This is a genomic window from Mycobacterium helveticum, from assembly GCF_007714205.1.
Classification (GTDB): Bacteria; Actinomycetota; Actinomycetes; order Mycobacteriales; family Mycobacteriaceae; genus Mycobacterium; species Mycobacterium helveticum.
In genome coordinates this window covers 1-13,896 of sequence record NZ_VMQU01000070.1, presented here as the reverse complement: position 1 = coordinate 13,896, position 13,896 = coordinate 1, and the positions used below count along the sequence as shown (strand labels likewise).

The 13,896-nt window shown below is 69.6% G+C and carries 14 protein-coding genes and 3 pseudogenes; 12 read left to right on the top strand and 5 right to left on the bottom strand.

Going from position 1 to position 13,896, the window contains the following annotated elements; genetic code table 11:
- Nucleotides 1–74 precede the first annotated feature (74 nt).
- The gene (locus FPZ47_RS16460; protein WP_144952827.1) at nt 75–866 is read right to left on the bottom strand and encodes an MBL fold metallo-hydrolase; all 792 of its coding nucleotides are present in this window, start codon (nt 864–866) and stop codon (nt 75–77) included.
- Nucleotides 867–959: 93 nt separating this feature from the next.
- On the opposite strand from FPZ47_RS16460, the gene FPZ47_RS16455 reads away from it, so the two are divergent.
- The 4 genes and pseudogenes from FPZ47_RS16455 to FPZ47_RS16440 all read left to right on the top strand — a co-directional run bounded on the left by FPZ47_RS16455 (nt 960) and on the right by FPZ47_RS16440 (nt 2,728).
- Entirely contained in the window at nt 960–1,274 is a 315-nt protein-coding gene (locus FPZ47_RS16455) for an ArsR/SmtB family transcription factor (RefSeq protein ID WP_144952829.1), read from the top strand.
- Nucleotides 1,271–1,561: pseudogene (locus FPZ47_RS16450) on the top strand (SRPBCC domain-containing protein); the annotation flags it as partial. The gene FPZ47_RS16455 and the pseudogene FPZ47_RS16450, both read left to right, overlap by 4 nt.
- Before the next feature lie 49 nt (nt 1,562–1,610).
- On the top strand, nt 1,611–2,057 hold the full coding sequence (locus FPZ47_RS16445) for an SRPBCC family protein (RefSeq protein ID WP_144952831.1): 447 nt from the start codon (nt 1,611–1,613) through the stop codon (nt 2,055–2,057).
- A 62-nt stretch (nt 2,058–2,119) separates the two neighbouring features.
- Nucleotides 2,120–2,728: a YbhB/YbcL family Raf kinase inhibitor-like protein gene (locus FPZ47_RS16440; protein WP_144952833.1), complete on the top strand. Its 609-nt coding sequence runs from the start codon at nt 2,120–2,122 to the stop codon at nt 2,726–2,728.
- Here the strand turns inward: FPZ47_RS16440 and FPZ47_RS29545 are convergent.
- Nucleotides 2,706–3,270: pseudogene (locus FPZ47_RS29545) on the bottom strand (hypothetical protein); the annotation flags it as partial. The gene FPZ47_RS16440 and the pseudogene FPZ47_RS29545 overlap by 23 nt on opposite strands.
- Nucleotides 3,271–3,298: 28 nt before the next feature.
- Between FPZ47_RS29545 and FPZ47_RS16430 the strand changes: the two are divergent.
- The 7 genes and pseudogenes from FPZ47_RS16430 to FPZ47_RS16400 all read left to right on the top strand — a co-directional run bounded on the left by FPZ47_RS16430 (nt 3,299) and on the right by FPZ47_RS16400 (nt 9,726).
- Nucleotides 3,299–3,639, top strand: a pseudogene (locus FPZ47_RS16430) (TetR/AcrR family transcriptional regulator).
- A gap of 69 nt (nt 3,640–3,708) precedes the next feature.
- A complete protein-coding gene (locus tag FPZ47_RS16425) occupies nt 3,709–4,692 on the top strand; it encodes an NAD(P)H-dependent flavin oxidoreductase (RefSeq protein ID WP_144952835.1) in 984 nt (327 codons plus the stop codon).
- 87 nt (nt 4,693–4,779) lie between these two features.
- Nucleotides 4,780–5,409: a nitroreductase family protein gene (locus FPZ47_RS16420; RefSeq protein WP_144952837.1), complete on the top strand. Its 630-nt coding sequence runs from the start codon at nt 4,780–4,782 to the stop codon at nt 5,407–5,409.
- An 81-nt stretch (nt 5,410–5,490) separates the two neighbouring features.
- Nucleotides 5,491–5,946, top strand: a complete 456-nt coding sequence (locus tag FPZ47_RS16415; protein ID WP_144952839.1) for a Fur family transcriptional regulator — start codon at nt 5,491–5,493, stop codon at nt 5,944–5,946.
- A 32-nt stretch (nt 5,947–5,978) separates the two neighbouring features.
- Nucleotides 5,979–8,168 (top strand): catalase/peroxidase HPI, encoded by a 2,190-nt coding sequence (gene katG, locus FPZ47_RS16410; protein ID WP_246133453.1) that lies wholly within the window; start codon nt 5,979–5,981, stop codon nt 8,166–8,168.
- Nucleotides 8,169–8,283: 115 nt separating this feature from the next.
- Nucleotides 8,284–8,736 carry an Rv1352/Rv1906c domain-containing protein gene (locus tag FPZ47_RS16405; protein ID WP_144952843.1) on the top strand — a complete coding sequence of 151 codons (453 nt, stop codon included), beginning with the start codon at nt 8,284–8,286 and terminating at the stop codon, nt 8,734–8,736.
- Nucleotides 8,737–8,748: 12 nt separating this feature from the next.
- Nucleotides 8,749–9,726 (top strand): FAD-dependent oxidoreductase, encoded by a 978-nt coding sequence (locus tag FPZ47_RS16400; protein ID WP_144952845.1) that lies wholly within the window; start codon nt 8,749–8,751, stop codon nt 9,724–9,726.
- Here the strand turns inward: FPZ47_RS16400 and FPZ47_RS16395 are convergent.
- Together FPZ47_RS16395 and FPZ47_RS16390 are read right to left on the bottom strand one after the other, a co-directional pair.
- A complete protein-coding gene (locus FPZ47_RS16395; RefSeq protein WP_144952847.1) occupies nt 9,707–10,105 on the bottom strand; it encodes a phage holin family protein in 399 nt (132 codons plus the stop codon). The genes FPZ47_RS16400 and FPZ47_RS16395 overlap by 20 nt on opposite strands.
- A 33-nt stretch (nt 10,106–10,138) precedes the next feature.
- Complete coding sequence (locus FPZ47_RS16390; RefSeq protein WP_144952849.1) at nt 10,139–11,212, bottom strand: amidohydrolase family protein; 1,074 nt, start codon at nt 11,210–11,212, stop codon at nt 10,139–10,141.
- On the opposite strand from FPZ47_RS16390, the gene FPZ47_RS16385 reads away from it, so the two are divergent.
- Nucleotides 11,202–12,536, top strand: a complete 1,335-nt coding sequence (locus FPZ47_RS16385) for an MFS transporter (protein ID WP_425461803.1) — start codon at nt 11,202–11,204, stop codon at nt 12,534–12,536. The genes FPZ47_RS16390 and FPZ47_RS16385 overlap by 11 nt on opposite strands.
- Here FPZ47_RS16385 and FPZ47_RS16380 read toward each other — a convergent pair whose 3' ends face one another.
- A complete protein-coding gene (locus tag FPZ47_RS16380; protein WP_484213795.1) occupies nt 12,537–13,811 on the bottom strand; it encodes a competence/damage-inducible protein A in 1,275 nt (424 codons plus the stop codon). It lies immediately after the preceding gene.
- Nucleotides 13,812–13,896: the final 85 nt, after the last annotated feature.

Below are 13,896 nucleotides of genomic sequence, written 5' to 3'. Positions count from 1 at the left end.
CCATCGACGACGGGTGCGCTGATAGATGTTGGCGCACAACGCTTCTCGCTGGCGTCGGCCCGGGCGGCCGGCCGCTAGGCTCGTCCGGTGGCCGCGCGCCGGCTCAGCCACTCCCGCTGTCGGCGCACGAACTGGGCGTCGACGACTCTGCCGTGGCCCGGGACGTAGCGGGCGTTGGGCCCCCCGATCCGCAGCACGCGGCCCAGCGTGGCCGGCCAGGCCGCCACGTCGGAGTCGGCGTCGATCGCCGGGTCGGCGGATTCCTCGACTAGGTCGCCGGTGAACACCACGACCGGGTCGGCATCGTCGGACGGGGGCGCGACCACGACCAGGTCGGCGGTGGTGTGCCCGCGGCCGGGGTGGGTGATCGTCACGGCCCGGGCGCCGAGGTCCACGACGGCCTCCCGGGTGACGTGCCCCGGCGGCCGCAGGGCCGCGATCGCGCGGTCGGCATGCACGGGGTCGGCGCCACGGCGCACCGCTTCATCGCGGAAGCGCCGAGCGCCGGACTGGATCTCCGCGGCGACTTCGGGTGCGCAGTAGACGTCGGCCGCGCCGAAGAACGAGGAGCCCAGGACATGGTCGAAGTGCCTGTGGGTCTCGAAGTGCCTGTGAGTCTGGAAGTGCCTGTGAGTCTGGAAGTGCCTGTGAGTCTGGAAGTGCCTGTGGGTCAATGCGATATGGGTGACCGCCCGGCCGGTGAGCCCTCGCACGCCGGCGTCGATGGCCGCGGCTTCGGCGAGCGTGGTACCGGTGTCGAAGAGCAGCGCCCCGTCGCGGCCCGGCACCAGTCCGATCGTCACGTCGCAGAACGGTAGCCGGCAGCGATGCACGCTGCCCGTCAACTGCTCCCAGGCGAAGTTCACGGGGCCTGACGCTGGTCGCGCCGGGCCGGCGCCGGCGCCCAATGTGTCGGGAATCCTTGACTTGTCGGAAATGTTCGACATATATTGATCGGCATGACCGGCACCGACCGCGTCTTTCTCGCCCTGGCCAATCCGGTGCGGCGGGAACTCCTGAAGATCCTGCGAAGCCGGCCGCGTTCGGCCGGGGAGCTCAGCGACCAGTTCGAGCTCAGCCGGCCCGCGATCGCCGGGCATCTCAAGGTGCTGCGCGAGGCCGGCCTGGTGGCCGGCGAAGCGCAGGGCCGCCGCCGCATCTACCGCTTGACCGCGGAACCACTGGCGGCGCTGGGCGAGTGGCTGCATCCGTTCGAGAGGTTCTGGGGTGCGCGGCTGGCCGCACCCGCCGAAGCGGCAGAGGAGCTGGAATGACGGGGAAAGCGACGCCGGCGACCATCCGGGTGGACCAATTCGTCGCGGCGCCAACGGCGACGGTGTGGCGATTGCTGGCCGAGCCCGAGCTGATGAGGCTGTGGTGGGCCGAAGGTGAGGTGGCCGCCGTGGCGGGTCACCAGTCCGCCCTGGACATGCCGGGTTGGGGCAGGCGGGTGTTCCCGCACCGCAGCGGTTTTGACCTCGAGGACAACAGGATGGCGGACGCCTTCGAGCGCATGGGCACCGGATGGCGCGACGCCGTTCTCCCCCGCCTGGCCGGCGTCGTCGCGCAAACCGAGTTTCGCGCATCCTCCCAGCGGCTATCTTCGTCGCATGGCTGTCACCGAGTCCCGCGAAGTCGTCATCGAGGCGACGCCCGACGAGATCATGGGCGTGCTGTTCGATCTCGAAGCGCTGACCGAGTGGTCCTCGGTGCACCGCAAGGTCGAAGTGCTCGAGCGTGACGACGCGGGCCACCCCAGCAGGTCCCGGCAGGTGGTCAAACTGGTGGGCGTCAGCGACGAGCAGGAACTGGCCTACGAGGTGCACGACGACGGGGTGAGCTGGACGCTGATCAGAGCCAAACAGCAACGCGCCCAGGACGGCCGCTACACCCTGACCCCGGAGGGCGACGCCACCCGGGTCCGTTTCGAACTCACCGTCGACCTCATGGCGCCGGTCCCGGGGTTCCTGGTCAAAAGAGGGGCCAAGAGCTTGATGGACACGGCCACCCGGGGCCTGCGCAAGCGGGTGCTCGAGGTGAAGAAGGGCGGCGCGTAGCCGGCCCGCTTTCGGTGACGAAAGGCCTTTATTCGGCGACCGTGGTCGGCGACACTGACCCTATGAAGTCCACACTGGTCGGCACCGCACGGCGCGTCGCGCTTGCCGGCGCCGGGTTGGCGCTCGTGCTGGCGCAGGCCGGCTGCGGCGGCCACGGCGGCAGCAGGATGACGGCGCCGGCGACGCCGAAGCTGACGACAGTCGCCCGCACCGTGCCGGAGGCCCCCGCCGCCGGCCCGGTGACGATCGGCAGTCCCGCCTTCGCCGACGGCGCGCCGATCCCCGTCGAATACACCTGTAAAGGGGCTAACACCGCGCCCCCGTTGACGTGGTCGGCGCCGCTGGCGGCGGCCCTGGTGGTCGACGATCCCGACGCCGTCGGCGGCACCTATGTCCACTGGATCGTGGTCGGCATCCCGCCCGGAATGGGCGCCACGGCCGACGGCCAGACCCCCGACGGCGCGACCAGCCTGCCGAACTCGGGCGGCCGCCCGGGGTACACTGGTCCGTGCCCGCCGCCGGGCAGCGGGGTACACCACTACCGGTTCACGCTGTACCAGCTGCCCGCCGCCTATGAGCTGCCCGGCGGCATGGCCGGTCAGCGAGCGGCTCAGACGATAGCGGGCGCCGCCGTCGCGCAAGCCCAGCTCACCGGCACGTTCGGGTCCTGACGGCCCGGCCCGGCGGCGCATCGACGACTCGCGACGCCAGACGGTCCTCGAGCACCCGGTAGGCGGCGGTGTAGCCCGGAACGAACGTGATCCCCGGTCCGCCCGGGCATCCCGCGCGGCCGAGATACAGGCCGCCGATCGGGACCGGGAAGGCCGGGAATCCCTCGGGCCCCGGCCGGTTCGGGCCCGTCAGGTGGTCCGGGTGCGGCAGGGGCCATGGCAGAAGTCGCCGACTTTTGAGATGACCGTGCTGGCGGCGTGCTTGGCGGGTGGGGCCATGCCCGGATCGTGCGCGGCGGGGATTTGGATTCCCTGAAGGGGTTGTCCGGGCCGATGCCGCGCCGGCAGGTCTCCCACCGCAGCTGCTGTTCCTCCGGCGATCCGAAGATGCCGAACGACTGTTGCATGCCCGTCTCGTTCAGGAAGTCGCAGGGCGGGTCGAACTCGGGCAGCCCGTCCAGGGCGACGTGGAGTTGCACGAACGACGCGCGGTGGTCGCGGGCGGAGAACCGTGAGGTGAGTTCGGCGGGAACGTGTTCGGGCTCGTGGGCGACGAGAATCCGGTCGACCTTGGCGCGGAAAGGCAGCTCGCACCAGCCACGCCGACGGTCGACCCATGAGCGCTGCGCAGCGCCGCGCGGAACAGTTTCGCGCGCAAGGGATTAGCCAACGTCACCGTGACCGGGCCGGCCCGGGACTCCGGTGTCGCCGAATGCGCCTTCTTCCGACACGTTCCGACCAAGGAGGTCGCGGACACCGACCTCGCTGCCGAGGTCGGCGGCTCCGCGCCGGCGGCGGCCCTGGTCGTCGCGGTGGAGAACTGGGGCCGCCACGGCTGCACCGGCGACCTCGGCGACGTCGCGGCCGCGAGCCTGGACCTGGTGCGCTCCGGTTTGGCGCCGCTGGCCTGACGCCGGCGGCCCGGGATTGCCGGGGGCCTGGCGGCGGTTGTAGAAGTCGCCCCGACGGAGGAGATCGCCATGCCATTACACACACGGCTCACCCGGTTCTTCGGCATCGAACACCCCATCCTGCTGGCGCCGATGGCCCGGGTTGCCGGGGGACGGCTTGCGGCGGCGGTGACCGGGGCAGGCGGCCTGGGCCTGGTCGGCGGCGGGTACGGCGAGGCCGACTGGCTGCGAACCGAGATCGGCAAGACCGGCGGTGCGCGCGTGGGATACGGGTTCATCACCTGGAGCCTGACCCGCGATCCCGCGGTACTCGACCTGGCGCTGGAGGCACAACCGGCGACCGTCATGGTGTCCTTCGGCGACCCGCGTCCGTTCGCCGACCGCATCCGCGCCGCCGGCGTCCCGCTCACCGCCCAGGTGCAGGACCTCGAGCAGGCCCGCCGGGCCCTGGACATCGGCGCGGACGTTCTGGTGGCCCAGGGCGGCGAGGCGGGCGGGCACGGAAAAAGCGTGCGCTGCACGTTCACGCTGGTGCCCGACGTGGTCGACCTGGCCGCCGAACGCTCCCCCGCGACGCCGGTGGTGGCCGCCGGCGGTGTCGCCGACGGGCGCGGGTTGGCGGCGGCGCTGGCGCTCGGTGCGGACGGCGCGCTCGTCGGCACCCGGTTCTGGGCGGCCACCGAGGCGTTGGTGTCGTCGCGAGCCCACCGCCGGGGCATGGCCGCAAGCGGCGACGAGACCATCCGTACCCGGGTTTACGACCTTGTGCGCCAGCAGGATTGGCCGGAAGGATACGACGCGCGGCTGGTCGCAAACACGTTCGTTCGGGCATGGCACGGCAACGAGGCGCAACTGCTGCAGCGACTACCGGAGATGGTGAGCACCTTCCAGAAGGCGCTCGAGACGGAGGATTTCGACGTCGTCACCGTGCTGGTCGGCGAGGCGATAGGCCGCATCCGCGCCGTGCGCCCGGCCGCCGACATCATCGGCGAAATGGTCCACGACGCCGCACGGATCCTGAACCGGGCGACACCCGGCCGGCAAGAGACCTAGACAGCCGGGCCGGGCATCTGGTTTGCTCGGCGTGGTAACGGTCTGCGCCGGGCAGGAACTCGCCGACCGCCCGGCGGGAAGGACGCCATGGACATCGCTTCGGTCGACAAAGTGCTGACCCCCACCCGCGCAGTGCGCAAACGCGTCGATCTGAACCGGCCGGTCGGCCGGGACGTCATCCTCGACTGCGTCCGGCTGGCGATGCAGGCGCCCACGGCAAGCAATGCGCAGGACTGGCGTTGGCTGGTGATCACCGACGCCGCCAAACGCGCCGCGATCGCCGAGACATACCGCAGCATCGGCGCCGAGTACCTCGCGCAGGCCGTCGCGACCGCGTCCGATCCGCAGACGCGGCGGGTCTACCGCAGGGCGCTGAGTCTGACCGAGATCCTGGCGCAGGTTCCCGTGCACGTCATCCCGTGCCTGCAGCGGCGCTTCGACGCCAGCGACCTGCTGACGGCCGCCTCGGCGTGGACGTCGATCATTCCGGCCGGCTGGAGCTTCCTGCTCGCCCTGCGGTCACGCGGGTTGGGATCGGTGTGGACGACGATGCATCTGGCCCAGGAACGACAGGTCGCCGAACTGCTCGGCATCCCGGCCGTGGTCACCCAGGCCGCGCTGTTCCCCGTGGCTTACACGGTCGGCACCGAATTCCGGCCTGCGGCAAGGCCTCCCGCGGGAAACGTCACCTTCTGGGATAGCTGGGGAGAAAGCTGAGGCCGCGCCCCCGCCGCGGCGCGCGAATCGGATCGACCGAGAGTCTTGACCGATTCCAGAAACTAAGAGCATTCTGTCTGTGTGTCGTCGGCGTGGGACCACGCGAATCGCTTGCGCGTGGCCGACTTACGGGTGACCCGCCCACGGGTCGCGGTTCTGGCGGCGGTGAATGCGAACCCGCACGCCGACACAGACACGCTCTACGGAGCGGTGCGCACCGAGTTGCCCGAGGTCTCCCGCCAGACCGTTTACGACGCCCTGCACGCCCTGACCGCGGCCGGCCTGGTGCGACGGATCCAGCCGTCGGGTTCGGTCGCGCGCTACGAATCGCGGATCGGGGACAACCATCACCACCTCGTCTGCCGGTCCTGCGGCAGCATCGCCGACATCGACTGCGCCGTCGGCGCGGCGCCCTGTCTGACCCCGGCCGGTGACACGGGCGTTCTGGACGGATTCCGGCTCGACGAGGCCGAGGTCATCTACTGGGGCCAATGCCCGGATTGCTCAGCACCGGAGGCTTCGCGATCGCATCCGTGATCGTGGCAACGTTTCAGCCAACCCTAGGAAGGATCGACGTGTCCGAGAGCGAGAACCCAGCCATTCCCTCCCCGACTCCGCACACACGTCCACCGCAGCGGAACCAGGACTGGTGGCCGAACCAGCCGGATCTGGATGTGTTGCGCCGGAATTCGCCGCGGTCGAACCCCATGGGCGAGGACTTCGACTACGCCGAGGCCTTCAAGACACTCGACGTCGAGGCCCTCAAGAGGGACCTCATCGCGGTCATGACCGACTCCCAGGACTGGTGGCCGGCCGACTACGGCCACTACGGGCCGCTCTTCATCAGGATGAGCTGGCATGCCGCGGGCACGTATCGCATCGCCGACGGGCGCGGCGGCGGCGGCAGGGGCGCCCAGCGCTACGCACCGCTGAACAGCTGGCCCGACAACGTGCTCCTCGACCGGGCGCGCCGGTTGCTGTGGCCGGTCAAACAGAAGTACGGACAGAAGATCTCCTGGGCCGACCTGATCATCTTCGCCGGCAACTGCGCCTACGAGGCGATGGGCTTCAAGACCTTCGGCTTCGGGTTCGGTCGCGAGGACATCTGGGAGCCCGACGACGTCTACTGGGGCTCGGAGGACACCTGGCTCGGCGACGAGCGCTACAGCGGCGACCGCGACCTGGCCAACCCGTTCGGCGCCACCCAGATGGGACTCATCTACGTGAACCCGGAGGGCCCCAACGGGCAACCGGATCCGCTGGCGGCGGCCAAGGACATCCGCGAGACGTTCGCCCGCATGGCGATGAACGATGTGGAGACCGCGGCGCTGATCGTCGGCGGTCACACGGTCGGCAAGTGTCACGGGGCCGGCCGGTCCGACCTTGTCGGCCCGGAGCCCGAGGGGTGTCCGATCGAGCAGCAGGGAATCGGGTGGAAGAGCTCGTTCGGCTCGGGCATGGGCCGCGACACGATGGGCAGCGGCCTGGAGGTCGTGTGGACGCCCACCCCGACGAAGTGGGACAACAGCTTCGTGGAACTCCTGTACGGCTACGAATGGGAACTGACCAAGAGCCCGGCGGACTGCTGGCAGTGGACGCCCAAGGACGGCGCCGGCGCCGGCACCATTCCCGACCCCGAAGACCCGTCGTTGACGCGCAACCCGACGATGCTCACCACCGACCTGTCGATGCGGGTGGACCCCGTCTACGAGAAGATCACCCGGCGCTGGCTGGACCATCCCGAAGAACTGGAAGAGGAATTCGGCAAGGCCTGGTACAAGCTGCTGCACCGCGACATGGGACCGGTCTCGCGCTACCTGGGGCCGTGGATTCCCGAGCCGCAGCTGTGGCAGGACCCGGTCCCCGCGGTCGACCACCCACTGATCGACGCGAACGACATCGCCGCGCTCAAGGCCAAGGTCCTCGATTCGGGGCCCTCGATTTCCGAGCTGGTCTTCACCGCGTGGTCCTCAGCGGCCAGCTTCCGCGGCACCGACAAGCGCGGTGGGGCCAACGGGGCACGCATACGCCTTGCGCCACAGAAGGATTGGGAGGTCAATGAGCCGGCGCGGTTGGCCGGGGTGCTGCAGGCCCTCGAGCGCGTCCAGCAGGATTTCAACTCCTCGGCGTCGGGTGGGAAGAAGGTCTCGCTGGCCGACCTGATCGTCCTGGGCGGCTGTGCGGCGGTCGAGCAGGCGGCCAAGAAGGCCGGCGAGGACGTCACGGTGCCATTTGCGCCGGGCCGCACCGACGCCTCTGCGGAGCAGACCGATGCCGAGTCGTTCGCGGTGCTCGAGCCGCGGGCCGACGGCTTCCGCAACTACCACCGGACCGGCGAGAAGCTCTCGCCGGAGCACCTGTTGGTCGACCGGGCCTTCATGTTGACGTTGACGCCGCCGGAGATGACGGTGCTCGTCGGGGGCATGCGAGCCCTGGGCGCCAACGTCGGGCAGTCCAAGCACGGTGTGTTCACCGACCGGCCGGGGATGCTGACCAACGACTTCTTCGTGAACCTGCTCGACATGAGCTACGAGTGGAAGGTTTCGGAGTCGGCCGAGAACGTCTACGAGGGACGCGACCGCGCGAGCGGTGAACTCAAGTGGACGGCGACCGCGGCCGATCTGGTCTTCGGCTCCAACTCGGAGCTGCGCGCCCTGGCCGAGGTCTACGGCGCCGCGGACGGGCAGCAGAAGTTCGTGCGGGACTTCGTCGCGGCGTGGGACAAGGTGATGAACCTGGACCGCTACGACCTGCGCTGATTGATCGCACGGCGCCCCGCGAGCCGCCCCGGCTGGCGGGGCGCCGTGCGTCTGGGGCGAGGGTGGCGTACCGAGGGATGCCACCCGGTCGCTCGCGCCGGTAAGCTGCTCTGCTATGAGGCCGAAATCGAAGGCGGCGATCGCGGCACCGTTCGGCGCAGCCGGGTTGCTGCTCGCGGGCTGGGTTGCGGGTGCCGGCGTTGCCGGCGCCGACCCGGAGCCGGCGCCGCCGCCCGCACCGAAGACGACCATCGACAAGGACGGCACCTACGCGGTGGGCTCCGACATCGTGCCGGGCATCTACAGCTCGGGCGGCCCGGTCGGGGACGGTGCGTGCTACTGGAAGCGGCTGGGCAACCCCGACGGGAACCTCCTCGACAACGCCCTGACGAAAAAGCCGCAGGTGGTCCGCATCGACGCCACTGACAAGTCGTTCAAGACCAGCGGCTGCCAGCCCTGGCAACTGACTCCGGACGCCAATCCGCCCGGGGAGGTGCCACCGCAAATCGCGGGCGCCCAGTTGGGCATCCTCAACGGGTTGCTCGGCGCGAACGGGCCCCACCCGTAAGTCGCCGCCGCCGTGGCCACCGCCCAGCAGATCGTCGTGGTCGGCGCCGGTGTCAGCGGGCTGACGTCGGCCATCTGTCTGGCCGAAGCGGGCTGGCCGGTGCGGGTGTGGGCGACCGCGATGCCGCAGCAGACGACGTCGGCGGTAGCGGGTGCGGTGTGGGCTCCCCCGCGGCCGGCCACACGCGCCACCGAGGCGCTGGCGTGGACCGCACATTCCCTGCGGGTGTTCCGCGACCTGGCCGCGGACCCGGACACGGGGGTGCGGATGGCGCCGGCGCTGGCGGCCGGTGACCTGAGCGACGCGATGTCGTCGGCGGCCGCCTTGATCCCCGACCTGCGGCCCGTCGGGCCCGCCGACATCCCCGACGGCTACGACATCGCGTTTCGCGCCACCATGCCGATGATCGATATGCCGCACTACCTCGATTACCTGGTGCGGCGGCTGGCGGCCGCCGGATGCGAGATCGAGGCGCGTCCGGTCGGGTCACTCGCCGAGGTCGCCGACACAGCGCCCATCGTGGTCAACTGCGCCGGCCTCGGCGCCGGGGGCCTCGCGGGCGACGACACGGTGCGCCCGCTGTTCGGACAGCACGTCGTGCTGACGAATCCCGGCCTGCGGCAACTCTTCCTGGAGGTCGACGGTGGTCCGGAATGGACCTGCTTCTTCCCGCACCCACAGCGCGTGGTCTGCGGTGGCATCAGCATTCCCGGCCGTTGGGACACCACCGCCGATCCCGCGGTGAGCGAGCGAATCCTGCAGCGGTGCAGGCGGATCGAGCCGCGACTCCGAGAAGCCGACGTGATCGGAACGATCACCGGGCTGCGTCCGGACCGGCCGTCGGTGCGAGTGGAGGCCGAACCGCTGGGACGGGCGCGCCTGGTCCACAACTACGGGCACAGCAGCAACGGCGTGACCCTGTCCTGGGGTTGCGCGCGCGACGTGGTGCGCCTCGTCGAGGCCGGTGAGCTCAGCCGCGGCGACTGTTGACGTCACGGATCACCAGCGACAGCACCCAGCTGACGAGGGACAGCACGATGGCCGCCCAGATCGCCGTCCACCAGAAGTGGTCGATCTGCAGTCCCCAGTGCGTGGTGTGCCTGGTGATCCACGCGGTGATCCACAGCATCAGCGCGTTGATCACGATGTGGATGAGGCCGAGCGTCAGGATGTAGAGGGGGATCGACAAGATCTGGACGATCGGCTTGATGAAGGCGTTGACGAGACCGAAGATCACGGCCACGACGAAGACGATGCCGACCGTCTGCAGTGTGCTATGGCCGCCGACGAATCGGATCCCGTGGATGAACTGGGTGACCAACCACAGTGCGAATCCGGTCAATGCCGCGCGAAGCAGAAAAGCACCCATGTCGCACGATCCTGCCACCGAGTTTGCTCGGCGTCAGCCGGTTCGGGTCAGGTTGTAGAAACGCTGCGCGTTGCGCCCGCCGATCTTTGCTCGCGCCTCTTCGCTGATGTCGGCGCGGGTGCGCAGGGGCTTGGTGCTTTCCGGCCATTCGCTGTCCCAGTGCGGGTAGTCGCTGGCGAACATGATGAAGTCGGCGCTCAGCACGTCGATCACGCCGGGCAGGATCGGCTCCTCCGGCTCACAGGTCACCCAGATGTTGCCCGCGGCCACATACTCGTGCGGGGCACGGCGCCACCCGCGTTCGACCCAGTCGCCCCGCTTCTCGTAGTGCTCGTGCAGGCGATCGATGAAGAAGGGGACCCAGCCGGCTCCGGCCTCGAGGAAGGCCACCCGCAGCCGGGGGTGCCGCTCGAAGACACCTCCCGACACCAGCGCGGTCATCGCGGTCATCTGGTCGAACGGGAAGCTGACGCAGTGCACCTGGATGTAGTTGGTGAAGCGGTCGACGCCGATCTTCGGCAGGTGTACGCCGGGTGCGCCGTGGATGCCGAGCGGCATCTCCAGGTCGACGGCGGCGGCGTAGAACGGATCGAGGTCGGGATGGTCGAGGTTGCGCGTCTTGAGGGCCGGCGGGACGAGGGTCGCCACCAGCCCGAGGGCTTTGGCCTCGGTCATGACGTCGACGGCCACCCGGCCGTGCTCGATCGGGGTGACGCCGACGCCGCGCAACCGGCCGCCCGACGAGGCGCAGTAGTCCGCGATCCACTGGTTGTAGAGCCGGCAGAACCCGGCGGCGAACTCGGGGTCCTCGAGGCTGGGCGCGCACAATCCGAGGCTCGGGTAGAGCACCATCGTGTCGATGTGGTCGCGGTCGGCATCACCCAGAACGCCCTCGGCCGAACGGCAATTGATGCCGGGCGCCGTGCTGATCCCGTGCCGGGGCGGACAGCCCGCGCCCGTGCCCTGATCCTCGGGGTAGCTGCGGCCCTCGAACGTCAACCGGCTCCCGTCGGCGCTGGGCTTGACGTACTGCGGCCAGCGCTGCATCGCTTCGGTCGCCAGCGACGAGTTCTCGACGACATGCCCGTCGGCGTCGATGATCCGCATGCATCCGCAACATACCCCCGCGCCGCTGCGCCCGGTACTGCACGATGCTCACGTGACGGCACAACGTGCTCGGGAGAAGATCACCCGCGACCAGCGGAACTCGTTCGTCGCGGCGTGGCTGGGGTGGACCATGGACGCCTTCGACTACTTCATCGTGGTGTTCGTCTACACCGACATCGCGATCACGTTCCACCGCAGCAAGGCCGAGGTCGCGTTCGTCACGACGGCCACCCTGGTCATGCGGCCCGTGGGCGCGTTGTTGTTCGGGCTCTGGGCCGACCGGGTCGGCCGCCGGCTCCCGCTGATGGTGGACGTGGTGTTCTACTCCGTGGTCGGGTTTTTGTGTGCGTTCGCGCCCAACTTCACCGTGCTGGTGATCCTGCGCCTGTTCTATGGCATCGGGATGGGCGGCGAATGGGGGCTGGGCGCCGCGCTCGCGATGGAGAAGGTGCCCAGCGAACGGCGCGGCTTCTTCTCCGGGCTGCTGCAGGAGGGCTACGCGTTCGGCTACCTGCTGGCCAGCCTGGCCTCGCTGGTGGTGATGAACCTGCTGGGCCTGTCGTGGCGCTGGCTGTTCGCCCTGAGCATCGTCCCGGCCCTGGTCAGTCTGATCGTGCGGTATCGGGTCGAGGAGTCCGAGGTTTGGGAGGCCACCCAGGACCGGCTGCGGCTCACCAGCACCAAGATCCGCGACGTGCTGCGAAAGAAGACGATCATCCGCCGGTTCATCTACCTGGTGCTGCTGATGACCGCCTTCAACTACATGAGTCACGGCACCCAGGACGTCTACCCCACGTTCCTGGGTGCGACGGCCAACCACGGCGCCGGTCTGTCCAGCGTGACCGTCAAGTGGATCGCGGTGGTCTACAACGTCGGCGCCATCGTCGGGGGGCTGGTCTTCGGCACGCTCTCCCAGCGGTTCAGCCGCCGCCACACCGTGGTGTTCTGCGCGCTGCTGGGGCTGCCGATCGTGCCGCTGTTCGCCTACTCGCGCACCGCGGCCATGCTGTGTCTCGGCTCGTTCCTGATGCAGCTCTGCGTGCAGGGCGCGTGGGGGGTGATCCCGGCGCATCTGACCGAGCTGTCGCCCGACGCCATCCGCGGCCTCTACCCCGGGGTGACCTACCAACTCGGCAACCTGCTGGCGGCGTTCAACTTGCCGATTCAGGAGCACCTGGCCGAGTCGCACGGCTATCCCTTTGCGTTGGCGGCGACGATCGTGCCGGTGCTGTTGGCCGTCACGGTGCTGACGCTGATCGGCAAGGACGCCACCGGAATCCGCTTCGGCACCGCCGAAAGTGCTGTTGTCCGAACGGAAGCGTGACTAACCGGCTGCTGCGTCGCCCAGCGCGCGCCGCAACAGGTGCATGGCCACCGTCGTCGAGCGGTCGCGGATGTCGGATCGGTTGCCGGGTAGCCGCAGCGTGCGGGTGTCTGTCCGGCCGTCGGCGAGCATCACGGTGAAACACACCGTCCCGACGGGCTTCTGCTCGGTCCCCCCGCCCGGGCCGGCGATCCCGGTGATCGCGACGGCAGTGTCGGCGCCGAAGCGACCCAGCGCACCGCGTGCCATCGCCTCGGCGACCGGCTCGGACACCGCCCCGTGTTCTGCGATCAGGGTCGGGTCGACGTCTAACAGGTTCGCTTTCGCCTCGTTGGAGTAGCTCGCCACGCCGCCCATCACGTAGTCGGACGAGCCGGGCCGGTCGGTCAGCCGCGCCGCCAGCAGCCCCGCCGTGCAGGATTCCGCGGTCGCGATCCGGCGGCCGGTCAGCAGCCGGGCGACCTGATCGTCCACGGTGGACCCGTCCTCGGAGTAGAGCTGGTCACCGTGCTCGGCGCGGAGCAGTCGGGTCAGCTCCGCGTACGCATCCCCGGCATCCGGTTCGAAGCGGGTGACCATCTCGATCTCCCCGCGTCGCAGGCAGGTGGTGATCTCGAGTCGGCCGAAACCGGGGACGGCTTCTTCGGCGCTGCGCAGCGTCTCGGCCAGCCTCGACTCGGGCAGCCCGAACATGCGGATGGTCTCCTGCCGGTAGCTGGTGCGTCCCGCGATCGCCTGCTGTGCCGCGGCGGTCTCGATGGCCCTGAGCCACATCGGCTGCAGCTCGCGCGGGGGGCCCGGAAGCACGATGACCGTCGGCTTGCCCGGAACCACCACACCCGGGGCGGTGCCCACCGGGTCGAGGATCTGTGCGCCCTCGGGGATCATGGCCTGTTTGCGGTTGGCGGCGCGCACCGCGTCGAAGCTGTCCGAATCGAAATGCGCCATCAGCCTTTTGAGGATGTCGGCGATCTTGTTCTCGGTTTCGGCGTCGAGGAGCAGCTTGCGTCCGCAGAACCGGGCCACTACCTCGACGGTCATGTCGTCGGCGGTGGGCCCCAGCCCGCCGCTGGTGACGATCAGGTCCATATCCTCGTCCGCCAGGAACCGCAGCTGCGCCTCGATGTCGGCGGGCCGGTCGCCGCAGATCGTGATGTGCGCCAGTTCGACGCCGAGCTCCAGAAGGCGTTCGGCGATCCAGGGGCCGTTTGCATCCTGGACTCGTCCGGTGAGGACCTCGGTTCCGGTGACGACGATGCCTGCGCGTGCGCTCACCGGCATGAGCCTAGCCCCGTTTTCCGCACCGATCGAGCGTAAGGCCTGACCTTTCGGCATCCGATCCGCGCATGGCTGACTGTGG

Coding starts and splice junctions, on each gene's coding strand:
- FPZ47_RS16445 (WP_144952831.1), top strand. CDS start 1,611: ATGGCTGTCACCGAGTCCCGCGAAGTCGTCATCGAGGCGACGCCCGAC.
- FPZ47_RS16420 (WP_144952837.1), top strand. CDS start 4,780: ATGGACATCGCTTCGGTCGACAAAGTGCTGACCCCCACCCGCGCAGTG.
- FPZ47_RS16390 (WP_144952849.1), bottom strand. CDS start 11,212: ATGCGGATCATCGACGCCGACGGGCATGTCGTCGAGAACTCGTCGCTG.
- FPZ47_RS16455 (WP_144952829.1), top strand. CDS start 960: ATGACCGGCACCGACCGCGTCTTTCTCGCCCTGGCCAATCCGGTGCGG.
- FPZ47_RS16425 (WP_144952835.1), top strand. CDS start 3,709: ATGCCATTACACACACGGCTCACCCGGTTCTTCGGCATCGAACACCCC.
- FPZ47_RS16440 (WP_144952833.1), top strand. CDS start 2,120: ATGAAGTCCACACTGGTCGGCACCGCACGGCGCGTCGCGCTTGCCGGC.
- FPZ47_RS16385 (WP_425461803.1), top strand. CDS start 11,202: ATGATCCGCATGCATCCGCAACATACCCCCGCGCCGCTGCGCCCGGTA.
- FPZ47_RS16405 (WP_144952843.1), top strand. CDS start 8,284: ATGAGGCCGAAATCGAAGGCGGCGATCGCGGCACCGTTCGGCGCAGCC.
- FPZ47_RS16395 (WP_144952847.1), bottom strand. CDS start 10,105: ATGGGTGCTTTTCTGCTTCGCGCGGCATTGACCGGATTCGCACTGTGG.